Here is a 23,935-nt window from a genome sequence, read left to right as displayed (position 1 = left end):
GTAGCCCCGCTACGCCCTGCAGCCCTTTCCTTGCGCGACAGAAGGCTGCCTCCGGCAAAATGGTGCAGATTAAATACGACGCGCTCTCGTTCAATTTGATGAAGGCATGGTTTGAACGCCAACCGGCATCCATACGCGCCAGCTTTTATGCCCTGTCCGCAGCCGTTCTGGCCGCGTGCTTTACGCTCACCATCCGATATGCCACGGCGGAAATTCATCCCTATCAGGCGGTGTTTTTACGGTTTGCCTTTGGCCTGATCCTGATGGCGCCGTTTGTGGTACGGCGCGGGATCGGGACGCTTAGAACCACCCGCCTGCCGTTGCTTGGCCTGCGCGGTGTTTTATCGGCAGCCGAGATGTGTTTGTGGTTTATGGCGGTGCTGTATTTGCCGCTGGCCGAGGCAACGACGCTTAACTTCACCGTGCCGCTGTTTGGCACCATTCTGGCCGCCGTTATCTTGCGCGAAACAGTGCGTATTCACCGATGGCTTGCAGTTCTGATCGGGTTTATTGGCGTGGGTCTGATCATTCAGCCCGGAACAGCCGCCATGCAGCCCGCCAGCCTGTTGCCGAATGCCGCAGCCATGTGCATGGCCTGTGCCGGTATGATCACGAAGCAACTTGTCAGTTCTGAAAACACCACATCGCTTTTGTTTTACCTGATGATCATTACCACCCCGGTATCGTTGATCCCGGCCCTGTTTGTCTGGCAAACGCCAAGCCTAAGCGCGCTTGGTTTGATGGCGGTTGCCGCGCTTATGATGAATGTCATGCAAATCTGCAACATCAAAGCCCTGCAACTGGCCGATTACAGTTTCTTTGTCGGGTTTTCCTATTTGCGCCTGCCGATCATTGCCATTCTGGCCCTGATCGCGTTTGGCGAAGTGCCCGACATCTGGATATTGCCGGGCGGGGCGATGATTATCGGGGCTGCGATCTATGTCGCACTGCGCGAGCGGAAACTTGCAAAAGTCTGATCAGGTTCTTCAAAAAAAGGGGACCAAAAAAGGGGACTGTCCCCTTTTTAGTCCTTTTCTCCGTCCCCTTTTTAGAGTTTTTACTTTTTAGATTCCCCTGCCCGTCCCCGCAAATGTCGTGATCTGGAATGGCATCAATTGGGGTTGCTCGATAAAGATATAATTTGGTATATAAATACCAATTAATCACGTTTTCGCCGAAAAGGGAGGCTTCACGCCATGCAGATCAAGGGTTCGATTGCCATTGTTACCGGGGCCGCATCCGGGCTTGGTGCCGCGACGGCAGAAGTTTTGGCCAATGCGGGCGCGAAAATCGTGGCCTTTGATTTGAATGAAGATGGGGCGAAAGCAACGGCGGAAAAACTTGGCGGCGTCGGGTTTGGCGTTGATGTTTCAAATGCTGCCAGTGTTGAAAGCGCGGTTGCAGAGGTTGTTAAAACCATTGGCAGTCCAACAATCGCGGTGAATTGTGCCGGCATTGTCCATGGCGAGCGCATTGTCGGGCGCGAAGGCCCCGCAGACCTTGAAGCCTTTTCCCGCGTGATCAATGTCAATCTGATTGGCACCTTTAACATGATGCGGGTCGTCGCCACCGCCATGAGCAAGAATGACCCAAGTGCGAGTGGCGAACGCGGAGTGATTATTAACACCGCCTCCATCGCAGCATTCGAAGGCCAGATCGGACAAGCAGCCTATGCTGCGTCCAAGGGGGGTGTGGCATCCCTTACGCTTCCGGCTGCGCGAGAGCTTTCACGCCACGGGGTGCGGGTTGTTGCCATTGCACCGGGCCTGTTTGGCACCCCGATGTTGATGGGCCTGCCCGACGAGGTTCAGGAAAATCTTGCAGCCAATACACCATTCCCCAAACGTCTGGGTGATCCGGCGGAATATGGCCGGTTGGCGATGCATATCTGTGAAAATGAAATGATCAATGGCGAGACCATCCGGATCGATGGCGCGGTTCGGCTGGAACCGAAATAGTCCCACATTTCGACCAGCATAATAACCGCTGCCACGAATGACGCCCTGCCAATCCCACATTGGCAGGGCGTTTTTATGAGGCTCAGGACCGATTAACTGGCAACAACCGTTTCGCAATAGGTTGCAAGGTCGATATCCTTTTGCGTCACGCCACCGGCATCATGGGTGGTAAGCGTCACGCCGACCTTGTTGTAAACATTGAACCATTCGGGATGGTGATCCATTTTTTCCGCCTTCATGGCGATGCGGGTCATAAACCCGAATGCGGAATTGAAATCGCCAAACATATAGACCTGCCCGATTGATTTACCATCTTCGGCAAGTTCCCAATTGGGAAGGTTTTTAAGCGCGCTTAGGATTGCGGTTTTTTCGAGTTTGCTCATGTTTGCCTCCTGTTTTTTTAGCTTAGGGGTCATCCATATTGGACCACAAAACGCCCCCTAACCCAACAGGCGATGCACCCGTTCGCGCAGGACCGGCAAAAGGTCGGCTTCAAACCACGGATTCTTTTTCAGCCAGCCGGTGCTGCGCCAGCTTGGATGGGGCATGGGCAACAGGTTATCGGGCAGGAAATCGGCAAATTGATGGACGGTTTGGGTCATGGTTTTGGCCCGGCGCGCACCAAGATAGCGGTGTTGCGCATATTGCCCGATCAAAAGGGTCAGCCCGATATCGGGCAAATGGCCAAGCAAGGCATCATGCCATGCGTCAGCGCATTCCGGGCGGGGTGGTAAATCACCGCCACCTTCCATCCGGCCGGGATAACAAAAGCCCATCGGCATGATTGCCAGTTTGGCCGGGTCGTAAAAATCATCCACCGACAGATCAAGCCAGTCGCGCAACCGATCCCCCGATGCGTCATTCCACGGAAGGCCGGTTTCATGGACCCGCGTTCCCGGCGCCTGGCCAATGACCAGAATGCGGGCGGATTTTGCCATGCGGACAACAGGGCGCGGGCCGAGCGGCAGGCTCTTCTGACAAATCGTGCAGGACCGGACCTTGGTTAAAAGGGCATCAAGGTCCGGATCATCACCGGGCGGGTCAATTTCAGGAAGATTTCCGGCCGGGCCGGGGGTCAGACCGGGCATGGGTTATTTTACCTCGGAATCTTCGATGATCCATTCTTCAGCCGCGGCATCAGCGTACCATGCCTTCATGTCGGGAAGGCCAAGGATGGTTTCCATATAGGCATTGCCGACCGGATCAAGGGTGACGCCATAGGTTTTAAACCGGTTGACCACCGGGGCATACATCGCATCGGCAATCGAAAAATGACCAAACAGGAAGTCACCCCCCTGCCCGTATTGAGTGCGGCAGGTTTTAAAAATCTCGCCAATGCGGGCGATGTCTTTATCGACCCCCGGCCCACGGCCAAGTCCGGGCAAAGATTTGCGGCAATTCATCGGCATATGACTGCGCAAGGGTCCAAAGCCGCCATGCATTTCAAGCGAGACGGCGCGCGCAATTGCGCGCACATCGATATCAAGCGGCCACAGCAGGGTATCGGGTTGGCTATCGGCGATATATTCAAGGATTGCCAAGGCTTCCCAGATGGTTTTCTTGCCATCGAAAAAGGCCGGGACCTTGGCCGTCGGGGAGAAGACCGGAGCCTTGGCCGCGAAGACATCGCTGCGCAACGCAATGAGGTTTTCATCAAAATCAACACCGGTGACTTTCAACCCCAACCAAGCGCGGAGCGACCAGGACGAATAGTTTTTATTGCCGATATAAAGGATGGGGCGCGTTTCCATGGGGGGACCTTTGATAAGCAGTTGCGTTCATGCCCACTATAGGTTCAAGGGCGGCAACATCAAAATTGCTTTATCGTTCGGGCTTTGAAATGTTGTCTTGATCGGGGTTTTCTTTTCGGCAATTGCTCTTGGCAATGGGCCGCCGTAAGATCAGCGACAAGATCATCTGCCCGGCCATGATCGCACCAGCGCATTCTGGCCTGACAGGCAGCCGCCCACCGTTAAAATCCCCACGTCACCAGCAGGGAATGCGAAATTGTTCGACCACATTATCAAACGCGATCATGCCACCAACCCGATCACCATCACCCCGATTGCCGAAAGCGGGTTTGAAAGCTGGCTTGCCGATCAGTCTGCCCCGACCAAGGCATGGATTGCGGCAAACGGGTATGAGGCAAAGCGCGGAACGCAGCTTATCCTTCCGGGAACGGATGGTGCGCTTGGATCGGTTTTGATCGGCTATGTCGACGATGCCAAAGCACTTTGGGATTTTGCCGGTCTGCCGGCGAGCCTTCCGGAAGGGACATATGGTTTTGTCGGGGACATTGCCGATGATGCCACCCTTTATGAAAAGGTCGCCCTTGGTTTGTATCTTGGCGGATATCGTTTTGATCGCTATCGCAAGGATGATGGCAAAAAAGCCAAGCGCGCCAAGTTTGCCCTGCAGGATATTGATGCGGTCCGGCGGGCAGAGAATGTTGCCAAGGGGATCGGGCTTGCCCGTGATCTGGTCAATATTCCGGCCAATGATATGGGTCCGGCCGAACTTGAAGACGCCGCACGCAACCTTGGTACCGAATTTGGCGCGAAAGTATCTTCGATCATTGGCGATGATCTTTTGAAACAGAACTTCCCGGCGATTTACACGGTGGGTCACGGAAGCGATCGCGAACCGCGCCTGATTGATATGGTCTGGGGCAAGGACGATGCCCCGAAAATCACGCTGGTCGGCAAGGGTGTTTGTTTTGATACCGGCGGCTATGACCTTAAGCCGTCAAGCAACATGCTTTTGATGAAAAAGGATATGGGTGGCTCGGCACAGGTTCTTGGCCTTGCGCGGATGATTATGGCCGCCAACCTTCCGGTGCGGTTGCGCGTTCTGATCCCGGCTGTGGAAAACATGGTATCGGGTCGGGCCTATCGCCCAAGTGATATTCTTCAGACCCGCAAGGGGATCACGGTTGAAGTTGGCAATACCGATGCCGAAGGACGCCTTGTTCTGTCTGATGCCCTGACCGAAGCCGCATCGGAAGACCCGGAAATGATTCTGGATTTCGCCACCCTGACCGGGGCGGCACGGGTTGCGCTTGGCCTTGGATTGCCAGCCCTGTTTTCCAATGATGATGATCTTGCCAATGGCCTGATGGAAAATGGATTGGCGCTCAATGATCCGATGTGGCGTTTGCCGCTTTGGGAGGAGTATCGCCCGATGCTTGAGAGCAAGGCTGCGGACATGAACAACATTTCCGGTAGCCCGTATGGCGGTGCGATCATTGCCGCCTTGTTCCTGGATCGTTTCGCAGAAGGTGCAAAAAGCTGGGCCCATATTGATTTGATGGCCTGGAACCCGACCGACCGCCCCGGTCGTCCGACCGGCGGGGAAGCACAGGGAATCCGGGCGGCCTTCAAGCTGATCGAGGATCGTTTCGGTAAGTGAACGAAACCGTAACGTGAATATTATCCAATAAGACCTTTGACATATGCGCAGGGGTCAGGTAGACAGATTACGTATTCGTAACAAATTAATTGTTGGGCACAAGCATGTCGATCGAGATCAAACCGTCTCAGGCGCTCGACCTTTGGCGTATCGCGATTGTTGAAAGTGTGCGTCGGGATTCTCCCGATCTTTCGGCCCGGCAAATGGCCTTGTTGCTAAACGTTTACCTGACCCCCGCCCCGCATACGGTGCGCGGCCTGTCAGAGGCGCTTAACATCTCCAAACCGGCAATTACCCGTGCGCTGGATCGCCTGAGTTCACTTGGCATGGTCAAACGCAAGGTGGATGAAGACGACCGTCGTTCGGTCCTGATTCAAAGGACCGTCAAAGGGTCGGTGTTCCTGCGTGAATTTGGCGATATTATCGTTGCCGCCGGTCTGAAGACCGCGTAGTTCGAGCTGAAATGCGCCGGATACAGCCCGGGATTTTCAGCTCATCCACCCGAATGAAGCGCCCTTTTTCAGAAAAGCTGTAAAAAGGGGTGATTTAGGGCAGCAAAGCTTTCCTTTCTTAAATTTCAAAGGTCTTATATGGCAAAATATCGCTATATACAGACCAGTTGGTATGTAAACGGTCCTAATTGACCGCCCTGCCAACCCCTATATTTTTGTTTGTTTTCAAATGATTAAACGAGAACGGCCAAAGGGATATCTCCTTTGACCGTCTAAATCGGGTGCTCTGCGCGAAAAACAGGCTTTTGACTAATACCGGGTGCCCGCAACGCTTTCGGGCATCTCAATCAGCGATAAAAGCCCCGCAGCGACGATCAAAACCCCGCCAGATACCCGTGCAATCATGTTATCGCCGCCGCGCCTGACCAGCCAGGGCATGATCCGGGCAGCGCCCATCGCGTAAATCATTACGAATGTGTAATCAAGCACTACAAAGGTCGCACCAAGTATCAGCAACTGGGGCGCCAGCGGTGCAGTCGGATCGACGAATTGCGGGAACAGCGCACCAAAGAAGGCGATTGCTTTCGGGTTACCAGCGGCAACCAAAAAACCTTCGCGGAACAGTTTGCGGCGGCTGGCGATTTCATAGCCGGTCGATTTTTTCGTTTCGATTCCGGTTTTATCCTTAATCGCCTTTGATTTTCGGAAAACCGACATCAACCCGATGACCAGCAGAAACGCAACCCCGCACCATTTCACCACAGCAAAGGCTTCGGCCGAGGTTGCCAAAAGAGCGCCCAGACCGACTGCGGCAATCACCATCTGGATCATGTTTGCGGTAACATCGCCCAAGGCGGTCATCAATGTCGGGCGCGCGCCATAGCGCAGTGCGTGTGACATGCCGATCAAAACGCTGGGGCCCGGGGTGAGCACCAACAAAAAGACGAGGAAACTAAAACTCAGCCAGATTTCGAACGACATGGGGCTTCTCCGGTACTTTGATCTGACCGGGATATCACACGTCCGCAATTGCACAAGTGCGTCTTGTGCAAGGCGCTATGCATGCATCTCAGTTCACGGGAAAGGGATTTTTCAGATCAGCGGATTTAGAGCGGGCTGCTCTAAGTGTCGCCCGGCCAGCGATCATAAAATTTACGCACCTGTACCGAGCGGATGGTATCGGGTGGCAGGAAGGTTTCGGCCGTGTTTAGAAGCTTGTTCTGAAGGGCTGCGAAATAGCGGTTGGAAACCGGGGAAAATGGTGTGAAGGGCGGTTCCTTGACAAGCATCTCGCCGCTTTCTTCGGCTTTTTCGGCAGCCTCGGCCTCGGCGGCCAGTTCTTCTTCGGTTTTGGCAGGGGGCGGCGGCAATAAGGCCGGGCCATCATAGCGGAAGGACCGTTTTCCCGGTTCGCGGTTTTCAAACCGCTGCTGGGTATCACGATACATCAGCCGTTGCAGATCAACCAGAAAGGCATTGATGATTTTTGGCAAGACTTGCTCGATCGCGCCAACCGCCTGCTTGTTCTGGGCTTCGAGCCAGATGTTCAGAACGATCTGGCGAATGGTCCCCGTTTTGGGCAGAACGATTGTCAAAGACACCGAATCAGGCACAATCACGGTATCGGGAATTTCCGGGACTTTGGGTCCGTCGGCTTCGTTGGACTTTTCCGTTTCTCCGGATTTGGTATTGGCATTAGCAGAAACAGGCAGTGTCGCGACCATAAAGAATGCAAGTGCCATGGCAATGAACATCCGCATGGACACTGATCGGTTATCGGTTGATATTTTGGCGACGCGCGACAGCATACTCACCTTACTACCTTGTTATTCCAATACTTCTTATCTTGTTGTAGCAGAAGTTCCAGCCAAGTTCCCCCATTAGTTGCTGACAAAATCTGTCCCTGCAGCCTTCAGATCAAGGGCCGCAGCCAAAAGGGCCTTGGTATAGGGTTGCTGCGGGTTATCAAAGATATCCGCAGCCGCACCGCTTTCGACCAGTTTCCCGCCCTGCATCACCATCACCCGGTGCGATACCGCACGAACAACACGCAAATCGTGACTGATAAACAGATAGGCCATCTTATGACGGGCCTGTAAATCCCGGAGCAATTCAACAATCTGGGCCTGAACCGACATATCAAGTGCCGATGTTGGTTCATCCAGTACGATGAAACGTGGCTTTAGGACCAATGCGCGGGCAATTGAAATACGCTGACGCTGGCCACCGGAAAATTCATGGGGATAGCGGTCCATGGCATTTTGCGGCAAATCGACTTCGTGAAGCGCCTCGGCAATGCGGGCTTCGCGTTGTTCCACCGTTAAATCCGGTTCGTGAATTTCAAGTCCTTCGCCGACGATCTGGGCAATCGACATGCGCGGGCTGAGCGATCCAAACGGGTCCTGAAACACCACCTGCATGTCCCGGCGCAATTTGCGCAAATCCGCCCCGGCATATTTACGGATATCCTGCCCATCAAATGTGATGTCGCCGTCTGATTTCAGCAGGCGCAGGATCGCCATGGCAAGGGTTGTCTTTCCCGATCCACTTTCCCCGACAATGCCAAGGGTCTCGCCCTGTTTCAAGGATAGTGAAATACGATCAACCGCATCAATGTAGCGTTCCGGGCGACCAAGAAGACCTTTGCGGCCAATCGGGAAACGCACTTGAATGTTGCTGGTTTCCAAAAGTTCGGCCGCATCTTCAGGCAAATCCGGGACATTCCCGGCAGGCACCGCCGAAAGCAGCTTTTTGGTATATGGATGCTTTGGATTTTCAAACAACCCATGCCCGTCGCCGCGTTCAACAATTTCACCATCCTTCATGACGCAAACGCGTTTGGCCATTTTCTGCACAATCTGCAAATCATGGGTAATCAGCAAAAGCGCCATGCCAAGCTTGTTTTGCAAATCTTGCAGCAATTCAAGAATTTGCGCCTGAATGGTGACATCAAGAGCCGTGGTTGGTTCATCGGCAATCAGGAGTTCCGGTTCGTTGGCAAGCGCCATGGCGATCATCACGCGCTGACGTTGCCCACCGGATAGTTCATGCGGCAAGGCTTTAAGGCGGGAGGCCGGATCGGGAATGCCGACCAGATCAAGTAATTCCAGAATGCGTTCGCGGGCCTTACCTGCCCGCAACCCTTTGTGCAGCAACAATACTTCGCCAATCTGCTTTTCAATATTATGCAGCGGATTAAGCGATGTCATCGGTTCCTGAAAAATCATGGAAATGCGGTTGCCGCGAATTTTGCGCAATTTCCGTTCATCCGCCCCGACCATTTCCTGACCATCAAAAATGATGGAGCCGGTCGGATGGGTTGCGCGCGGATAGGGTAACAATTGCAAAAGCGAAAGAGCGGTTACCGATTTACCCGATCCGCTTTCACCGACCAGCGCCATGGTTTCCCCGCGCGCCATGGCAAAGGATACCCCCTTGACCGCGGGCACACCGGCAAAGGACACAGCAAGGTTTCTGACATTCAGAAGCGGCTGATTTTCAGTTTGTTGTGTCATGACCGTTTCCTAAAATGTCTTACGCGGATCAAACGCATCGCGCACCGCCTCGCCAATAAAGATCAGAAGGCTGAGCATGACGGCAATCGCAAAGAACGCAGTCAGGCCAAGCCAGGGTGCCTGCAGGTTGTTTTTCCCCTGAGAGAGCAATTCACCCAAGGATGGTGATCCCGGTGGCATGCCCAAGGAGAGAAAATCAAGCGAGGTCAACGCAACGATTGATCCGTTCAGAACGAATGGCAGGAAGGTGATGGTCGCCACCATCGCATTGGGCAAAACATGGCGATACATGATGCGGTAATCGGTCATGCCAAGGGCGCGGGCCGCCCGGACATATTCGAAATTACGTGCGCGCAGGAATTCGGCACGCACCAGCCCGGTCAAACTCATCCAGCTAAACAGCACCAGAATGAATAAAAGCGTCCAGAAGCCCGGTGCAAACAGGCTGGCGAGAATGATCAGAATGAAAAGCTGTGGCAACCCGCCCCAGATTTCAATCACGCGCTGGAAGCTGAGATCCACCCAGCCCCCGAAATAGCCCTGCACCGCACCGGCAGCAATCCCGATCACGGAACTCAGCGCGGTTAGAGCCAAGCCAAACAGGATCGATATGCGGAAACCATAGATCAGGCGCGCCATCACATCGCGGCCCAATTCATCCGTGCCCAGTAAATGGCCCATCGAAGGGGGCGATGGCTGGGGCGCGCGCATTTCGAAATCAATCGTTTCATAGGAGAACGGAATGATCGGCCAGATGGCAAATCCGTTTTCGTCGATCTTGCCCTGAATATAGGGGTCATAGAAATCCGTCTCGACATCGAAATCCCCGCCATAGGTGGTTTCCGGATGATCAGAGAAGATCGGCATGTACCAATTGTCGTCATATTTAACAAAAATCGGTTTGTCATTGGCGACCAGTTCGGCAAACAGGCAAATGACAAACAGAACGGTAAAGATCACAAGTGACCATGAACCGCGTTTGTTGGCCTTAAAGTTTGCAAACCGTCGTTTGTTGAGCGGGGAAAGGGTCATTATTGCCATGATCAATTCTCCCGCGCGTCAAAGTTGATCCGGGGATCAACGAAATGATAACTCAGGTCACTGATCAGATTTAAGACCAGCCCGAACAGCGTAAAGAAATAAAGGGTGGCAAACATCACCGGATAATCGCGCGTCATCACCGCGTTAAAGCCAAGCAGGCCAAGCCCGTCGAGTGAGAAAATCACTTCGATCAGAACCGATCCGGTAAACAGCAAGCCGACCAAGGCACTCGGGAAACCGGCAATCACCAGCAACATGGCATTGCGAAACACATGGCCATACAAAACGCGCTTTTCGGTCAGGCCCTTGGCCCGGGCAGTGACAACATACTGTTTGTTGATTTCATCCAGGAACGAGTTTTTCGTCAACATGGTGAGTGTTGTAAAACCACCGATGGTCAGGGCAATAATCGGCAAGGTCAGATGCCAGAAATAATCGCCGATTTTACCCAGAAGCGATAATTCATCATAGTTTGACGAGGTTAAACCGCGTAGCGGGAACAAGTCAAAATAGGTTCCCCCGGCAAAGACGACGATCAGCATCACGGCAAACAAAAAGCCGGGAATGGCATAGCCGACAATGATGGCCGCCGAGGTCCAGATATCGAAACTTGACCCGTCGCGCACCGCCTTGGCGACCCCAAGCGGGACAGAGATGATATAAATGATCAAGGTTGACCAAAGCCCGAGCGAGATCGAAACCGGCATCTTATCAAGGACAATTTCGACGACATCGCGGTCTTGAAAATAACTCTGCCCAAAATCAAAGGTCAGATAGTTTTTCATCATCATCCAGAACCGTTCATGGGCAGGTTTATCAAACCCGAACTGCTTTTCCAGTTGGCTGATGATTTCAGGGTCAAGGCCCTGTGCGCCGCGATAGGTTGAAGTCGATGAGAAGTTATTGCCCGATGCGCCACCGGAACCGCCACCGCCGCCACTGTCAGGGCCCTGATTGGTGATTCGGGCAGTTGATGAAACATCCGTTCCCTGCAATTGCGCAATGACCTGTTCAACCGGGCCCCCCGGGGCGAACTGGATGATCACGAAATTCAACACCATGATACCAAACAGGGTGACCGGGATCAGAAGCAAGCGCCGAAGAATATAATTCAGCATGGCCTAGTTCCCCCCCATCTTGAGTTTTGCCGATTTGTCCGGATCAATCCACCAACGCATGATCGACATCCCCTTAAGCGGAACAGTGTCCGGTCGGCCAAAGATATTCCACCACACCATGCGATCCCCGCCCAGATACCATTGCGGGATGACATAATCGCCCCACAACAACACACGGTCCATCGCACGGGTGGCATTAACCAGTTCGTCCCAGCTATCCGCACTCGCGACATTTTCGATCATGGCATCAACCACCGGATCCTTGATCCCGGCAAAGTTGCGGCTGCCTGGCTGATCGGCGGCTTCTGAACTCCAGAAAATGCGTTGTTCATTGCCCGGCGTCAGGGCCTGCGTCCACCAATGGGTGGTGACTTCGAAATCAAAGGCCTGAATACGGTTCACCCACTGGCCGGTATCGATCAGGCGGATATCCATTTCGACACCCAACTGTTTGAGCCGCGATTTGACCACAAGGGCGATTTTTTCCAGACCCGGCTGGCGAATGATCAGCTCAAACCGGAAAGGTTGCCCGGTTTCCTTATTGACCAGAACCTTGTCGCGTACTTCCCATCCTGCTTCGTTCAGAAGCGTCATGGATTCACGCAAGGCTTCGCGCCGCCCGTTGGGCGCGTCAAAGTTCGGCAATTTATAAGGTTGGGTAAACAGTTCCGGCGGCAATTGATCACGGTATGGTTCAAGCAACGCCAATTCATCGCCCGTCGGGATGCCAGATGAAGCCAATTCCGAATTGGCAAAGAAACTGTCGGTGCGTTTATAGGCCCCATAGAACATCGCACGGTTCAGCCATTGGAAATCCAGACCATATTGCAGCGCACGGCGCACGCGACGATCCGCAAACAGTGGATTACGCGCATTCAATACATAGGCCTGCATGCCGGTTGGCAGGTTATCGGGCATGAATTCCTTTTGAATGTCACCGCGTTCAACCGCCGGCGTATTGTAGGCAGTATTCCAGTCCCGCGATGAATGTTCCGAGCGGATCATATATTCGCCACCCAGAAACGCCTGACGTTGTACTTCGGGATCAAGATAGGTGTCATAGCGGATCATATTGAAATTGTTCTGACCGCGATTAACCGGGAAATCGGCCGCCCAGTAATCCTTGACCCGTTCATAGGAAATCCGGCGGCCTGCTTCGATGCTGGCGACTTTATAGGCGCCGCTGCCGACCGGAATTTCAAAGGTGGTTTTCGAGAAGTCTTTTCCTTCCCAGAACTTGCGCGGCATGACCGAAATGCCTGCGGCGGTCATGGGGGTTTCGCGGTTATTGCCCGGCTTGAAGGTGAATTTCACAGTGAGATCGTCAAGCGCCTCGGCCCCTTCGATCTGGGAGAAATATTGCCGGTAGACCGGGCTTCCTTTTTCGACAAGCACTTCATAGGAAAACACCACATCATCGGCAGTGATTTCTGATCCGTCCTGAAAACGTGCGCGTGGATCCAGATGGAAGATGGCAAAAGACCGGTCATTGGGAACTTCGATGCTGTGCGCGATCAATCCATACATCGCATAGGGTTCATCGGCACTGGGTACCATCAGGCTGTCATAGATCAGGCCAAGGCCTGCCGCTGCTGTTCCCTTAAGGGTGAAGGGATTAAGCGTATCAAACGCAACGATGGATGATTGCACCAATGTCCCACCCTTGGGCGCATCGGGATTTACATAGTCAAAATGATGGAAATTCGGGCCATATTTCAAATCGCCATACAGCGAAATGCCGTGCGATTTGGTCGTGATCGGGTCCAGTTCCAGCTCATCCACCGACACGGTCGGGGCCGGGGTGATGGTTGGTTTATCGGCCTCTTGCGCATGGGCCGTTGGCATCGGGGCAATCATCCCGAGACCTGCCATGATCAGCATGGCCGAGGCCAAACATCTGGTTGCCCAAAACCGTTTCACGTCTCGCTTACCAACAGGCTTTGCGATCATTGAACCCTGCCCGGACGGCAGTTTCGAAACTGCGTTCGCGATCATCTGACTAATTGTCTTTCCCCTGATATGCGTCGGCATGTCCGTTTGGTCGCGGATATGCCATATCCAACCCGGACATTGTTTGCATCATCACCATCATCGTGCGTCATTCCAGACGTAAGGTTAAGCAGCACGTTAAGCAACGCGACCATAATGGCGAGTTAAATGGTTCAATTTCAAGGCATCATCTTGTGATTTGATCTTTTTACGTAGATGCAGGCCCGGTTAGTTTACGACGTTCGGTTTCAATTTTGATTTCCCCCATCAGCCAGTTGCGAAAAGCGCGCACTTTGCGGCGTTCCAACCGGCCTTTTGGATAGCACAGCGAATAGGCATAGGGGCTGTCGACGGGCAAATCGAACGGCACGGTCAAACGGTTGCTGACGACATATTCGCCAATCATCGCCGGATCGGAAATCACCACGCCAAAACCGCTTGCCGCAGCCTCCATCGCCATATCAAGTGTGGCAAAGACCGGTCCGCGCTGCCCATCGACGCCTTTGATCCCGGTACCGTCAAGCCAGATGCGCCAGTCTTCGCGTTGGGCCGAACAATGCAAAAGCGTCACACCGGCCAAATCTTCGGGAGTTTTAAGCTTTTTCGCCAGATCCGGATGACAGACCGGCAAAAGCCGCTCGCCGGTCAGGAATTCATGGACCAGTTGTTCTTCCTGGGTGTCGGCAAAACGAATGGCAATGTCGATTTCGTTGAAATCAACCGCAGCCGAATCATCATTATATGTGCCAAGCTGCACCTGAAGATCGGGATATTCCATCTGAAACCGGCCCAGACGCGGCACGATCCAGCGCATGGAAAAGGTCAGCGGGGCCGATACGGACAATTGCGTGTCATCTGCGCGGTCTTCGACCTTGGCCACCGCATTTTCAATCGCATCAAAGGCCGGGGTCAGTGACACCAGAAGGTTGCGCCCGGCACGGGTCAGAACAAGGCTTCTGTGCCGCCGTTCAAAAAGCTTTCGCCCCAGAACGTCTTCAAGGTGCTGCACCTGTCGGCTTACCGCGCCTTGGGTCACGTTAAGCTCATGTGACGCTTTGGTAAAACTTTCAAGTCGACCGGCAACTTCAAAGGCACGAAGCGCGTTTAAGGGCAATGGACGGCGTTTCATCGGATTTACTTTGCATGATAAAAACTCATGCAATGATGACAAAAGATGGTTTGAGCGCAAGTGTTTTTAAGCGTAACTCAGGGTTTAGCAAAATTAGACACACATGCATCAAGGATGCCGGGCCGCTGACTTTTGAGAGCAGGCCTTAGATTAAAGGAATAAAATCATGGTCGCGATCACCAAAGAAGCTGGCGTATTTGTCACCCCTGCGCGCAATGACAACACCATCAATCTGATGGATTTGCCACGTGCATGGCTCAAACGCCACGGCCTGCGCCAGAAACTGGCCCAGATGGATAGCCGCATGCTGCGCGATATTGGCTGGAATGTTTACGACGCCAAACGCGAAGCGGCCAAACCATTCTGGAAAGCCTAAGTCTGAGCCGAAGCTAGCCTAAAACCGCGCTTTTGCGCATAACCGAGTATAAAGTCATGCAGAACAATGTCTCCCCGCTGCAGGGCGCAATCACCTTCCCGCTACAGGTTTTGGTTGAAGCCCTTATGGATGCCTGGAAAGGCCTCCGCCTGAAATAAGGCCTGGAAACGTTCATTCCTCCCTGAACGCATGTCCCGACATCCCCCCGTTGGCACATGCGTATATAAATGCCGGTCACGCCCCTCGTGACCGGCATTTCTTTTATCGGGTATCTTATGAATCCGCCCGAACCTGCCCAACTTCCCCAAACCCATTCCACAACAGCGCGGATCGGCAAAGCCCGCATATCGCGCCAGATTACTTTTTGTCGGGGAACCGCAGATACATCAGGTTTGCGGCATTCAAAACCGAATACATCACGGCGAATTGCGCATTGAACTCGAACTTTTCCGGCATTGGCTGAAACAGTTCGTAAATCTGGCGGATTGACCGTTTGCCATCGATCCGTGACAGGATCGCAGGTGATGCCGATGGCATGGTCCGGGTCACCGACAGGCCGGTAAAGGTGATTTTGATATTGCCGGTTTTGGCAACGGAGCGGGCCAAGGCCGCACCATCCACCCGGGTGAAGAACGGAATTGCGTCTTCGGCCGGGACCGGTGGTTTGGTCTTGTTCTTGGCCTTCACGACATAAAATGTGTGCTTGGTGATGTTGCCCGCCATCAGTTCGGCAAGGGCGGCCCGTTCGCGGAACGGCACATGGACGGCCTTTTCCAGAACATCATGGCGCGAACAATAGGTTGTCGGATCATAGCGCATCGGTTCGATAAAGCTTTGCAGGCGCAAGCCCGCCTGATGCACAAAATCAAAGACTTCATCAACGCGGTAAGCGCGGTCTTGCTGATGCAAAAGCAAATCATAAAACCCGGCATCACCGCCGTGAATATGATCGCCGACGAACGGGTTGCGTTTCAGCCAGTTGGTTCCGGGCAGCGAATTAAACAGCGCCTTGCCGAAATTCAGGCGCCTTGCGCCACCGGCTTCGGCATTAAGCCGGTCCATCATTTCCTGCATATGATAGACGCCCTGGCGGCCAAGCTCGCCATACACCATAATCCCCATGCCACCACTGGGCTTCAGGGAGTCGGCCAGTGTCCGCAGACCTTCGTTCGGGTCGGGCAGATGATGAAGCACCCCACAGCAATCAATATAGTCAAACGGGCCATAATCCTTGGCCAGATCAACAAAAGACCCGGTGACGAATGTGACGTTCTTTTCAAGATTGCGGCGCTTGATCCGGGCTTCGGCAATCGCGCGGGAGCTTTCGGACAGATCGATATAGACGATCTCGGCCTTGGCTTTGCGGTCGCGGGCCTGCTGGGCCAACATCACCAGCGCATCGCCGGTTCCGCCGCCTGCGACAAGAATTTTAATCTTACCACTTTTGGTCTTTGCCGATGGATCGCGCCCGCCAAAGACATAGTGAACGACTTCTTCCCAGTTGCCGGGGGATCCGCTTATCAGTCTTTTATCCTCATCCTCCGGGTTTCGCGCCGGATAGGGATATGTTTCATACTGATCGCGCGTCTTGTTTGACGATTGCACAGTATCAGGCTGATTTTTGTCGTCGGACATTCGCGCGGATTCCAGCAGATTTTTGGTTGGGACGTCAGCAGTCTATACCAAGCAATTCATTAATAAAATCCGCCAGTTCACGATATATGACGACAATCAATTATAAGTTTCCCCGTCGCACTCCGATCCCGGATCGCGCCGAGCGCATCCATGGCATCTGCCAAAGGGTATTTTGCCGATATCATCGGGCGAATTTTACCCTCCCGCAGCAGGCCGAGAATATCGGCCATGCCTTGCCGGGCGATCGTCGGGTTTTGTTCAAGATAGGCCCCGAAATAGAACCCGATTGCCGTGACATTCTTGACCAGCAAGATGTTGGCGGGGATTTGCGGCACGGTGCCGCTGGCAAACCCGATCAACAACATCCGGGCCCCCGGCGCAACACAGCGCAGGCTTTGATCAAAAATATCCCCACCGACCGGATCATACACCACATCCACCCCCGCAGGCTTTCCAAGCGTTGCGGTAATCTCGCGCACGCCATCGCGGATATTTTCGGATTTATAATCAATAACGTGATCGGCACCGTGATCACGGGCGATCTGACATTTTTCCGCCCCGCCCGCCGTGGCGATCACGGTTGCCCCCAAAAGCTTGGCGCATTCCACCGCTGTTAAGCCAACACCGCCCGCTGCCCCATGGATTAAAACCACATCGCCCGGCTGGACATTGGCGCGATATTTCAAGCCAAACCAGCTTGTTCCATAGGCAATCTGAAAGGCTGCCGCACTTTCAAAATCAACCGCACCCGGAAGCGGGATGACAAGTGACGCATCAGCGACAACCCGGGTGGCATATCCGCCCCAATCGGGCATCGCCATCACCCGATCACCAACCGCAATATTATCAACCCCGTCGCCCACCGACTGCACAATGCCGCTGACTTCAAAGCCCGGGGCAAAGGCCCCTTTGGGACGTTTTTGATATTTCCCCTGAAGGATCAGGGTATCGGCGAAATTGACCCCGCAGGCCGCAACATCAATCACGACCTCGCCCGGGCCTGCCACAGGATCGGGCCAGTCGGTCAGGGTGGGCGTTTCGCCAAATGACGGGCAAATCCATGATTTCATGCCGGTTTCCTGCTTGGGATCTTGATCAATAGGCGTCATCTATATGCGCGAGTGTGCCGCGTGATCATGGGCCAGACAAGCCGACATTGGGCTAAAGCATGTTGTATTTAATGCCCAATCAGATGGAACCATAGATGGGGGAAAACCGGAGGATCAGAAAATGCGCTGACGTTTGCGTTTGCGGGTCAGCAACAACAAGACAACAGAAGGCACAAACAAAACCACGACGGCTGGTGCCAACAGGATGGGCACAAACAGCGTGTCCCAGGCCCAGACCGAAATGTAGCGTTGAACGGCAGATTGCAACAGGTTCAGGCTTCCGGCATCAAGGCGATACCAAAGTTCTCCGGCGGCGGCCAGACGAAAATTACCTGCCTGAAGCGCCGTAATGGAATCATCCACCAGCACCGCAATGCTGGCAAACAACAAGATCCATCCCAACGCCCTTAAAACCCACATCATCGTCTCCGCACTACCTGTAAGGGTGGTTTATTAGCAAATCCTGAAAGCACCCTAACGGTCTGTCTCATTTGCGTAAAGTGCTGTGAAACACCGCCGCGTAATACCGTACCAGCCCTAAACTCTTACGTGAAACCTTACGGCGCAGAGATCAATAAGAAGTAAAGATCGCGCCAAAGCCCGCATTCCCAACGGTTACAGCGGGTGATATCGTGCGCCTTCCACCCGTTTTCCGACGGATTTTGCGGCAATTTCACGAAAGTGCAAAAAGAGGGTGATTGGCCCTTGTCAAGTGCGGGCCTGTCGGCTAATGTCCGCCCGCTTTCGCGATATATATATAGATCGCATGTGGAGAGGTGGCCGAGTGGTTTAAGGCGCACGCCTGGAAAGCGTGTTGGGGTGCAAGCCCCTCAGGGGTTCGAATCCCCTCCTCTCTGCCACAATCCTTGAAAACCCCAGAAATCCCCTAAAGCGCCGTCACGACTGAGCTTTATATTCCCGTTGTTCCATTGGACTGTTACAGTGGAGCTATGGAAAAGATGACTGGACATCCTCGCTTGTGGGGCTATTCAACCTACCAGCAGGCAGAGCAAAGGCATTACCTCTCAACGAGCAAACGCAAATGCTCGTCACGCTCAACCTTGAGGTTTTCCAAGCCTTGCTCCATCTCTTGGATGAGAATTCGCAGAAGCTGCCGCGTGTTCTCAACTGCAACGCTGTGTATATTTGGCGTCAATATCCCGAACTTAATCCCTTGAATAGTTTTGGCAGCTCCCGCTACAGCTCCCGCCATTATCCGAAGGCTCTCGGGCAAGCGATACTGATTAGAGACTATTTTGAGCAACTTGTAACTTGGCATAACTGCCCCAACCATCCCCAAATAGTTGTTTGCAGCAGCTGCTCCCCTCGGATCATCTGGGCGCACATTCCAGATAGCGGCCATAACCAACGACCGTACTCTGGGAATATCAATCTCATATTGGCGGATCAACGCATCAACATCGATCAGCTGGCTCTCTGCAAATGCCCTCCGTCCTTCTCTTATTTGGATACGCGAAACAGCTACGACGGACACACCGCCAGCAAGCCCAAAAAGACCAGCAGAAAGCGCCTCCCATTCGAGGGAACGCACTCCGAAGCACAACCACTGACTATAGAACGGCCCCATACACCGATAACAACCACACACACCGCGACGAAAATGGTCAAATAAACGAGCGCCCAGCTTCGCAAGTGATTTCGAATTTTACTAAACTTGACTTTTTTACCAAACATTTCTCGGACCTCGAAAACTTCGATCACTTAAAACGTTTGAAGCAACTACACATCAACGAAAAGAACTATTTCGTTCATCCGGGCGTGAACAGCTATTTGCAATGCCGAACAAGCTCTGTCAGCGTCAAGCAAAAGGGGACAGTCCCCTTTAGAAATGATCTTATACATTTCTCCCCCTTTTTAATGCGTCCGAAAAATGGTGGGCAAAATGATTATTGGTTCCCCTATCAGCACCTCCAACACCATATCGCGTAAAAGGTGCATCAAAACAGACTAATTCTTTTTCAAGGACAAGCAAAAAGGAGATAATCCCCTTTTGCTAAACATCTGATTGCGTTTTTACTGAGCTGTTGCGTCCGCAGGGGCAAGTTTGCGCATGCCAAACCAAATGGCGCTGCCAATCAAGGCACTTATCAGAATGGCAAGTGCCATTGGTGTTGCGGAATCTGTTCCGGCTATGGCAACCAAACTTGATGCTGTAAAGGCAACCCCGAACTGAAGCGCCCCAATCGCGGCTGATCCAAGTCCTGCGGCGTCCTTGCTGCCTTCCATGGCGATGCTCATCATATTTGCTGTGAGCAAGCCAACCATCCCCAATGACACCCACAACGGAATGGCCACCAGCCAGATCGAGGTTGCGTTGGAATTCACCAGAAGCACAATGGCCATCAACAGAAAAGGTGGCAACGCCCCGCTGGCAATCTGGGTCGGGGAATAGCGGTTCAAAAGCCAGGTATTGATCTGACCAAAAACGATCAATGCCGTTGCGATCAGGCCAAAGACCACGCCATAAGCCATGCTTGATAAGCCATAAACTCCCTGAAACACCCCGGATGACGCGGTGATGAAGGCAAACATCGGTGCTTGTACAAAGCTTGTGGCAAGTGCCGGAAGAATAAAGCGCCGCCGCCGGGCCAACAGGAAAAGATGACCAAAGGCCGAGCTGACGGTGCCGTTGCGGCGTTCTGATACAGGCAAGGTTTCAGGAATGATTGCCGCGACCAGAACAAAGGCTAGAACCCCGATTAAGACCAAAACGCCAAAGATCGATTCCCAGCCAAAGGCGCCTAGTAAAAGGCTGCCGAGAAACGGCGCAAGGATCGGCCCCAATGTCATCAGCATGACAAGAATGGTCAGCACCTTGGCGGCTTTGCGGCCCTCATAGAGATCCATGACAATCACACGACCAACCACCATGCCAGCACAGGCTCCGATGGCCTGAAGAAACCGCAATGCATTGAAAACGTGCACATCGCGCACCAGCAACAGCCCGATGGATGTCAGAACAAAAAGACCGGTCCCCAGCAAAAGCGGAAGTTTACGGCCATAGGCATCAATCAACGGCCCGATCAGCAATTGACCAACGCATAAACCCAAAAAGAACAAGGATAAAGACAGCTCTGTTGCGGCATGGGACGCATCAAGTGCGACAGCCAATTGCCCAATTGCTGACAGATACATATCTGTCGCAAGCGGCGGAAAAATGGACAACAAGGCCAACACACAGATAATAAGGGATGAGCCGAGGCTCCTTGAAGAGAGAGCGGTCATGAAACAGGCCTTTGACAATGGCGATATGAATGTTGTTTACTTAATAGACTACAGTCCATTAATCAAGAGCCGTGTGTCAATTGCGTTATGCGAGTTTGAAATGTCGGAAAAAAAGGCCGCAATTGGCCGCCCCAAAAACGAAGCCGCCAGTAAAGAGATCAAGGATCAGGCCATAGCCCTGGTCCGGGCACAGGGCTATGCCAATGTCAGCATTTCAGACATCATCAAGGCAGCAGGCGTTTCACGACAGACGCTTTACAATCGATGGGCTTCCAAGGCGGAACTGGTTCTTGAAGCATTCTTTGAGCTGGCTGGCGCACAAGTTTCTGCCCCTGATCTGGGCAGTGGCATCCCGCGCCGGGACTTACTTGCGCGGTTTTTGCACGAAGTGTTCGACCATCTTGATAGCGAAGGTGACTGCCTTCGAAGCCTGATTGCTGCGGCACAAATGGATGGCGATTTTCGGGATATTTTTTGGGCACGGTTTGTTTCACCGCGTGCCGATCTGGTCACCGCGCTGCTAAAAGATGCTCAAGAACGGGGCGACCTGCATGCATCGCGCGATGTCGACCTTCTGTCATCCTTTATCCATGGCGCATTCTGGTATCGGCTATTGAACGGCCAATCGATTGACGGTTCGTTTGCCGATGCCATTGCAGATGACGTTTTCAGGGTCTGAGGCTTTCCCCCTCAAGATGAAGGCGTTTTGAAACCACCCAAGCCCAAAGGGGCCTTTAATCAGCTCCATCTTGGATGGAGCTTAGCCATTTGCGCAACAAGCCATCAAGCTGGGCCTGTTCATCTGCATTTAACGCGTTGGTCAGGCGGTGTTGGTTGGCGACATGGTCGGTGACGGCAGCATCGATCAAATCGTGTCCCTTTTCGGTCAGGGCAATGACGAAGCCGCGGCCGTCTTCCGGGTTCTTTTCGCGCGAAATCAGGCCTGCCTGTTCAAGTTTATCCAGCCGGTTGGTCATTGTGCCGGATGTCACCATGGTCCATTCGATCAGGCTTGACGGGCTGAGCGCATAGGGCGGGCCGGAACGGCGCAGGGTTGCCAGGACATCAAAGCTGGCCCCATTGAGGCCATGGGCGGCAAAGACTTTGTCGAGTTCTGCCGAGAGAATGGAGCGCAATCGGCCAAAGCGGCCGAACATGCCCATGGGCGCGACATCAAGGTCGGGGCGTTCCTGATGCCATTGCGCTAAAATACGATCTACCTGGTCCATGAATGAAGGGATGCCAAAAATTTATCTTGACGTCAAGATTTCAGAATATATCTTGACGTCAAGATAAATGGAGAAGCCCCATGAACCGAACAACCGATTTAATGCTTACCGCCCTTGCCCCCGTGATCTGGGGCAGCAGCTATATCGTTGCGACAGAACTTTTGCCCCATGGCTATCCGTTGACAGTGTCGCTGCTGCGCGCCCTGCCGGCCGGATTGATCCTGTTGCTGATTGTCCGCCAGTTACCGCAAGCCGGATGGCGCGGCCGGGTTTTCATTCTTGGCGCGCTTAATTTTGCGGTTTTCTGGTCAATGATGTTTCTGGCCGCCTATCGCCTGCCGGGCGGGGTTGCGGCAACGCTCAGCGCTGTGCAGCCGCTTTTTGTTTTGTTCCTTGCGCGGTTTGCGCTCGGCAACAGCTTGAACATTCTGGGTGTGGGTGCGGCGATTTCCGGTCTGATCGGGGTCGGGATGCTTGTGCTTGATCCCGGTGCGGTCCTTGATCCGATTGGCATTATTGCCGCGCTGATTGGTGCGCTTTCGATGGCATTGGGGGTTGTTTTAACCCGCAAATGGCAACCACCTGTATCACCGCTGACCTTTACCGCCTGGCAATTAACCGCGGGCGGAGTGTTGTTGATCCCGGTTGCCCTGATCCTTGAGCCGGGCTTTCCGATGCCGACCGCCACCAATCTTGCCGGGCTTGTCTGGTTGGGTCTGATCGGGGCGGCGCTGACCTATTACCTGTGGTTTCGCGGGATTGCGCGGCTGGGTCCGACAACAGTGACGGGCTTTGGTTTTCTCAGCCCGACCAGTGCGGTTTTGCTGGGCTGGGTGTTTTTGGATCAACACTTATCCGCCCTTCAAATCACCGGGGTTGGCGTTGTGTTGCTCAGCATCTGGGTCGGACAACGGGCATCGCGGCCAAAAGCCCCAACACACGACACCTACACCGATACCGACATCAACACCGAAACCCCCGCCCCGCTTCATAACGCCATCAAACCGAATTGAAAGGATCGTTCCATGATCAAGAATACGCCCCCAAAACAGCCCCTTAAGATCGTTGTCTTTGGCGCGACCGGCGATGTTGGCCGCGAAACCGTGATCGAAGCGGTCGCGCGCGGCCATCAGGTCACTGCAATTGCGCGCAATGCCGACCGGCTGGCCGATTTACCCGATGCGGTGACGTGCGAAAGTGTCGATGTGCTTGTTGATCTGAAACAGGTCGGTCATGTGATGGCCGCCCACGACGTCGCGATCAGCGCCCTTCGCCCGGCAAGCGGATCGGAAGAATTGCTTGTCGATATGAGCAAGAACCTTATGGATGCCGCACGGGCAACCAATACCCGGCTTTATATTACCGGCGGGGCGGCGACCTTAAAGCTTGCCGATGGCAGCGGGCATAGTGTTTTAACCGCGCCAGATTTCCTGCCCGATGCGGTCCGCCCGATTGCCGAGGCCTGTGCCAAGCTTGATGCGTTGTTGGGTCATTATGATGATGTGCAATGGAGCTGCCTCCGCCCACCGGCCATGCTGTTTGCCGGGGAAAAGACGCGCCAATATGTGCGCGGGACCAACACGCTGATCCTCGACCATGATGGCATGGCGCGGATTTCCTATGCCGATTTCGGCGTTGCGATGGTCGATCTGGTGGAAGATGTTGACATTGACCAACGGCGTTTAACGGTTGGCTATCAGACAAAGGCGGCGGCAGTCTAAACCGATCAT

At 53.6% G+C, this 23,935-nt stretch carries 24 protein-coding genes and 1 tRNA gene; 9 read left to right on the top strand and 16 right to left on the bottom strand.

The window, feature by feature from the left end; all coding sequences use genetic code 11:
• The first annotated feature begins 59 nt into the window (after nucleotides 1–59).
• Nucleotides 60–977 (top strand): DMT family transporter, encoded by a 918-nt coding sequence (locus tag ACQ0MK_RS19085; RefSeq protein WP_430473953.1) that lies wholly within the window; start codon nucleotides 60–62, stop codon nucleotides 975–977.
• Between the two features lie 219 nt (nucleotides 978–1,196).
• Complete coding sequence (locus ACQ0MK_RS19080) at nucleotides 1,197–1,958, top strand: SDR family NAD(P)-dependent oxidoreductase (RefSeq protein WP_430473952.1); 762 nt, start codon at nucleotides 1,197–1,199, stop codon at nucleotides 1,956–1,958.
• Nucleotides 1,959–2,050: 92 nt separating this feature from the next.
• Here ACQ0MK_RS19080 and ACQ0MK_RS19075 read toward each other — a convergent pair whose 3' ends face one another.
• The 3 genes from ACQ0MK_RS19075 to ACQ0MK_RS19065 are packed head-to-tail and all read right to left on the bottom strand — an operon-like array spanning nucleotide 2,051 to nucleotide 3,709.
• Entirely contained in the window at nucleotides 2,051–2,341 is a 291-nt protein-coding gene (locus tag ACQ0MK_RS19075; protein ID WP_430473951.1) for a 4a-hydroxytetrahydrobiopterin dehydratase, read from the bottom strand.
• A gap of 57 nt (nucleotides 2,342–2,398) precedes the next feature.
• Nucleotides 2,399–3,046: a uracil-DNA glycosylase family protein gene (locus ACQ0MK_RS19070; protein ID WP_430473950.1), complete on the bottom strand. Its 648-nt coding sequence runs from the start codon at nucleotides 3,044–3,046 to the stop codon at nucleotides 2,399–2,401.
• Nucleotides 3,047–3,049: 3 nt separating this feature from the next.
• Nucleotides 3,050–3,709 carry a glutathione S-transferase family protein gene (locus tag ACQ0MK_RS19065; protein WP_430473949.1) on the bottom strand — a complete coding sequence of 220 codons (660 nt, stop codon included), beginning with the start codon at nucleotides 3,707–3,709 and terminating at the stop codon, nucleotides 3,050–3,052.
• A gap of 256 nt (nucleotides 3,710–3,965) precedes the next feature.
• Here ACQ0MK_RS19065 and ACQ0MK_RS19060 point away from each other — a divergent pair, with 256 nt between their 5' ends.
• The gene (locus ACQ0MK_RS19060) at nucleotides 3,966–5,366 is read left to right on the top strand and encodes a leucyl aminopeptidase family protein (protein ID WP_430473948.1); all 1,401 of its coding nucleotides are present in this window, start codon (nucleotides 3,966–3,968) and stop codon (nucleotides 5,364–5,366) included.
• A gap of 104 nt (nucleotides 5,367–5,470) precedes the next feature.
• Nucleotides 5,471–5,818, top strand: a complete 348-nt coding sequence (locus ACQ0MK_RS19055; protein ID WP_350040869.1) for a MarR family transcriptional regulator — start codon at nucleotides 5,471–5,473, stop codon at nucleotides 5,816–5,818.
• 309 nt (nucleotides 5,819–6,127) lie between these two features.
• Here ACQ0MK_RS19055 and ACQ0MK_RS19050 read toward each other — a convergent pair whose 3' ends face one another.
• From ACQ0MK_RS19050 to ACQ0MK_RS19020, 7 genes are all read right to left on the bottom strand, one after another.
• Nucleotides 6,128–6,799 (bottom strand): LysE family translocator, encoded by a 672-nt coding sequence (locus tag ACQ0MK_RS19050; RefSeq protein ID WP_430473947.1) that lies wholly within the window; start codon nucleotides 6,797–6,799, stop codon nucleotides 6,128–6,130.
• Between the two features lie 140 nt (nucleotides 6,800–6,939).
• On the bottom strand, nucleotides 6,940–7,626 hold the full coding sequence (locus ACQ0MK_RS19045) for a hypothetical protein (RefSeq protein WP_430476049.1): 687 nt from the start codon (nucleotides 7,624–7,626) through the stop codon (nucleotides 6,940–6,942).
• A gap of 72 nt (nucleotides 7,627–7,698) precedes the next feature.
• Nucleotides 7,699–9,333 (bottom strand): ABC transporter ATP-binding protein, encoded by a 1,635-nt coding sequence (locus tag ACQ0MK_RS19040; protein ID WP_430473946.1) that lies wholly within the window; start codon nucleotides 9,331–9,333, stop codon nucleotides 7,699–7,701.
• Between the two features lie 9 nt (nucleotides 9,334–9,342).
• Nucleotides 9,343–10,374 carry an ABC transporter permease gene (locus ACQ0MK_RS19035; RefSeq protein ID WP_430473945.1) on the bottom strand — a complete coding sequence of 344 codons (1,032 nt, stop codon included), beginning with the start codon at nucleotides 10,372–10,374 and terminating at the stop codon, nucleotides 9,343–9,345.
• A gap of 2 nt (nucleotides 10,375–10,376) precedes the next feature.
• Nucleotides 10,377–11,492: a microcin C ABC transporter permease YejB gene (locus ACQ0MK_RS19030; protein ID WP_430473944.1), complete on the bottom strand. Its 1,116-nt coding sequence runs from the start codon at nucleotides 11,490–11,492 to the stop codon at nucleotides 10,377–10,379.
• A 3-nt stretch (nucleotides 11,493–11,495) separates the two neighbouring features.
• The gene (locus ACQ0MK_RS19025; protein ID WP_430473943.1) at nucleotides 11,496–13,487 is read right to left on the bottom strand and encodes an extracellular solute-binding protein; all 1,992 of its coding nucleotides are present in this window, start codon (nucleotides 13,485–13,487) and stop codon (nucleotides 11,496–11,498) included.
• Nucleotides 13,488–13,689: 202 nt separating this feature from the next.
• Nucleotides 13,690–14,610 carry a LysR substrate-binding domain-containing protein gene (locus ACQ0MK_RS19020; protein ID WP_430473942.1) on the bottom strand — a complete coding sequence of 307 codons (921 nt, stop codon included), beginning with the start codon at nucleotides 14,608–14,610 and terminating at the stop codon, nucleotides 13,690–13,692.
• Nucleotides 14,611–14,776: 166 nt separating this feature from the next.
• Between ACQ0MK_RS19020 and ACQ0MK_RS19015 the strand changes: the two genes are divergently transcribed.
• On the top strand, nucleotides 14,777–14,986 hold the full coding sequence (locus ACQ0MK_RS19015; RefSeq protein ID WP_350040877.1) for a DUF1127 domain-containing protein: 210 nt from the start codon (nucleotides 14,777–14,779) through the stop codon (nucleotides 14,984–14,986).
• A gap of 357 nt (nucleotides 14,987–15,343) precedes the next feature.
• On the opposite strand, the gene ACQ0MK_RS19010 is transcribed toward ACQ0MK_RS19015, so the two are convergent.
• The 3 genes from ACQ0MK_RS19010 to ACQ0MK_RS19000 all read right to left on the bottom strand — a co-directional run bounded on the left by ACQ0MK_RS19010 (nucleotide 15,344) and on the right by ACQ0MK_RS19000 (nucleotide 18,117).
• On the bottom strand, nucleotides 15,344–16,621 hold the full coding sequence (locus ACQ0MK_RS19010) for a class I SAM-dependent methyltransferase (RefSeq protein WP_430473941.1): 1,278 nt from the start codon (nucleotides 16,619–16,621) through the stop codon (nucleotides 15,344–15,346).
• Nucleotides 16,622–16,698: 77 nt separating this feature from the next.
• Complete coding sequence (locus tag ACQ0MK_RS19005) at nucleotides 16,699–17,691, bottom strand: NADPH:quinone oxidoreductase family protein (protein WP_430473940.1); 993 nt, start codon at nucleotides 17,689–17,691, stop codon at nucleotides 16,699–16,701.
• A gap of 153 nt (nucleotides 17,692–17,844) precedes the next feature.
• On the bottom strand, nucleotides 17,845–18,117 hold the full coding sequence (locus ACQ0MK_RS19000) for a hypothetical protein (RefSeq protein ID WP_430473939.1): 273 nt from the start codon (nucleotides 18,115–18,117) through the stop codon (nucleotides 17,845–17,847).
• Nucleotides 18,118–18,500: 383 nt separating this feature from the next.
• On the opposite strand from ACQ0MK_RS19000, the gene ACQ0MK_RS18995 reads away from it, so the two are divergent.
• A tRNA-Ser gene (locus tag ACQ0MK_RS18995) sits at nucleotides 18,501–18,590 on the top strand.
• A 158-nt stretch (nucleotides 18,591–18,748) separates the two neighbouring features.
• On the opposite strand, the gene ACQ0MK_RS18990 is transcribed toward ACQ0MK_RS18995, so the two are convergent.
• Nucleotides 18,749–19,282: a hypothetical protein gene (locus ACQ0MK_RS18990; protein WP_430473938.1), complete on the bottom strand. Its 534-nt coding sequence runs from the start codon at nucleotides 19,280–19,282 to the stop codon at nucleotides 18,749–18,751.
• Nucleotides 19,283–19,764: 482 nt separating this feature from the next.
• The gene (locus ACQ0MK_RS18985; RefSeq protein WP_430473937.1) at nucleotides 19,765–20,976 is read right to left on the bottom strand and encodes a multidrug effflux MFS transporter; all 1,212 of its coding nucleotides are present in this window, start codon (nucleotides 20,974–20,976) and stop codon (nucleotides 19,765–19,767) included.
• Between the two features lie 100 nt (nucleotides 20,977–21,076).
• Here ACQ0MK_RS18985 and ACQ0MK_RS18980 point away from each other — a divergent pair, with 100 nt between their 5' ends.
• Nucleotides 21,077–21,655: a TetR/AcrR family transcriptional regulator gene (locus tag ACQ0MK_RS18980; RefSeq protein WP_430473936.1), complete on the top strand. Its 579-nt coding sequence runs from the start codon at nucleotides 21,077–21,079 to the stop codon at nucleotides 21,653–21,655.
• Between the two features lie 55 nt (nucleotides 21,656–21,710).
• Here ACQ0MK_RS18980 and ACQ0MK_RS18975 read toward each other — a convergent pair whose 3' ends face one another.
• Nucleotides 21,711–22,205, bottom strand: coding sequence for a MarR family winged helix-turn-helix transcriptional regulator (locus tag ACQ0MK_RS18975; protein ID WP_430473935.1), 495 nt, complete (start codon nucleotides 22,203–22,205; stop codon nucleotides 21,711–21,713).
• An 80-nt stretch (nucleotides 22,206–22,285) separates the two neighbouring features.
• Between ACQ0MK_RS18975 and ACQ0MK_RS18970 the strand changes: the two genes are divergently transcribed.
• Both ACQ0MK_RS18970 and ACQ0MK_RS18965 read left to right on the top strand, forming a co-directional pair.
• Entirely contained in the window at nucleotides 22,286–23,218 is a 933-nt protein-coding gene (locus ACQ0MK_RS18970) for a DMT family transporter (RefSeq protein WP_430473934.1), read from the top strand.
• 12 nt (nucleotides 23,219–23,230) lie between these two features.
• Nucleotides 23,231–23,926: an NAD(P)-dependent oxidoreductase gene (locus ACQ0MK_RS18965; RefSeq protein WP_430473933.1), complete on the top strand. Its 696-nt coding sequence runs from the start codon at nucleotides 23,231–23,233 to the stop codon at nucleotides 23,924–23,926.
• Nucleotides 23,927–23,935: the final 9 nt, after the last annotated feature.

It is taken from the genome of Thalassospira lucentensis (assembly GCF_050516545.1).
Classification (GTDB): Bacteria; Pseudomonadota; Alphaproteobacteria; order Rhodospirillales; family Thalassospiraceae; genus Thalassospira; species Thalassospira lucentensis_C.
The sequence above is the reverse complement of the archived record's forward strand: the minus strand, read 5'-3'. Positions and strand labels throughout refer to the sequence as shown.

Excerpts from the sequence above, each read along its gene's own strand:
- ACQ0MK_RS19020 (WP_430473942.1), bottom strand. The coding sequence starts at position 14,610 with ATGAAACGCCGTCCATTGCCCTTAAACGCGCTTCGTGCCTTTGAAGTT.
- ACQ0MK_RS19075 (WP_430473951.1), bottom strand. The coding sequence starts at position 2,341 with ATGAGCAAACTCGAAAAAACCGCAATCCTAAGCGCGCTTAAAAACCTT.
- ACQ0MK_RS18970 (WP_430473934.1), top strand. The coding sequence starts at position 22,286 with ATGAACCGAACAACCGATTTAATGCTTACCGCCCTTGCCCCCGTGATC.
- ACQ0MK_RS19025 (WP_430473943.1), bottom strand. The coding sequence starts at position 13,487 with ATGATCGCGAACGCAGTTTCGAAACTGCCGTCCGGGCAGGGTTCAATG.
- ACQ0MK_RS19005 (WP_430473940.1), bottom strand. The coding sequence starts at position 17,691 with ATGAAATCATGGATTTGCCCGTCATTTGGCGAAACGCCCACCCTGACC.
- ACQ0MK_RS18985 (WP_430473937.1), bottom strand. The coding sequence starts at position 20,976 with ATGACCGCTCTCTCTTCAAGGAGCCTCGGCTCATCCCTTATTATCTGT.
- ACQ0MK_RS19070 (WP_430473950.1), bottom strand. The coding sequence starts at position 3,046 with ATGCCCGGTCTGACCCCCGGCCCGGCCGGAAATCTTCCTGAAATTGAC.
- ACQ0MK_RS19015 (WP_350040877.1), top strand. The coding sequence starts at position 14,777 with ATGGTCGCGATCACCAAAGAAGCTGGCGTATTTGTCACCCCTGCGCGC.
- ACQ0MK_RS19085 (WP_430473953.1), top strand. The coding sequence starts at position 60 with ATGGTGCAGATTAAATACGACGCGCTCTCGTTCAATTTGATGAAGGCA.
- ACQ0MK_RS18980 (WP_430473936.1), top strand. The coding sequence starts at position 21,077 with ATGTCGGAAAAAAAGGCCGCAATTGGCCGCCCCAAAAACGAAGCCGCC.
- ACQ0MK_RS19050 (WP_430473947.1), bottom strand. The coding sequence starts at position 6,799 with ATGTCGTTCGAAATCTGGCTGAGTTTTAGTTTCCTCGTCTTTTTGTTG.
- ACQ0MK_RS19040 (WP_430473946.1), bottom strand. The coding sequence starts at position 9,333 with ATGACACAACAAACTGAAAATCAGCCGCTTCTGAATGTCAGAAACCTT.
- ACQ0MK_RS19030 (WP_430473944.1), bottom strand. The coding sequence starts at position 11,492 with ATGCTGAATTATATTCTTCGGCGCTTGCTTCTGATCCCGGTCACCCTG.
- ACQ0MK_RS19035 (WP_430473945.1), bottom strand. The coding sequence starts at position 10,374 with ATGGCAATAATGACCCTTTCCCCGCTCAACAAACGACGGTTTGCAAAC.
- ACQ0MK_RS18975 (WP_430473935.1), bottom strand. The coding sequence starts at position 22,205 with ATGGACCAGGTAGATCGTATTTTAGCGCAATGGCATCAGGAACGCCCC.
- ACQ0MK_RS18965 (WP_430473933.1), top strand. The coding sequence starts at position 23,231 with ATGATCAAGAATACGCCCCCAAAACAGCCCCTTAAGATCGTTGTCTTT.
- ACQ0MK_RS19055 (WP_350040869.1), top strand. The coding sequence starts at position 5,471 with ATGTCGATCGAGATCAAACCGTCTCAGGCGCTCGACCTTTGGCGTATC.
- ACQ0MK_RS19045 (WP_430476049.1), bottom strand. The coding sequence starts at position 7,626 with ATGCTGTCGCGCGTCGCCAAAATATCAACCGATAACCGATCAGTGTCC.
- ACQ0MK_RS19065 (WP_430473949.1), bottom strand. The coding sequence starts at position 3,709 with ATGGAAACGCGCCCCATCCTTTATATCGGCAATAAAAACTATTCGTCC.
- ACQ0MK_RS19010 (WP_430473941.1), bottom strand. The coding sequence starts at position 16,621 with ATGTCCGACGACAAAAATCAGCCTGATACTGTGCAATCGTCAAACAAG.
- ACQ0MK_RS19080 (WP_430473952.1), top strand. The coding sequence starts at position 1,197 with ATGCAGATCAAGGGTTCGATTGCCATTGTTACCGGGGCCGCATCCGGG.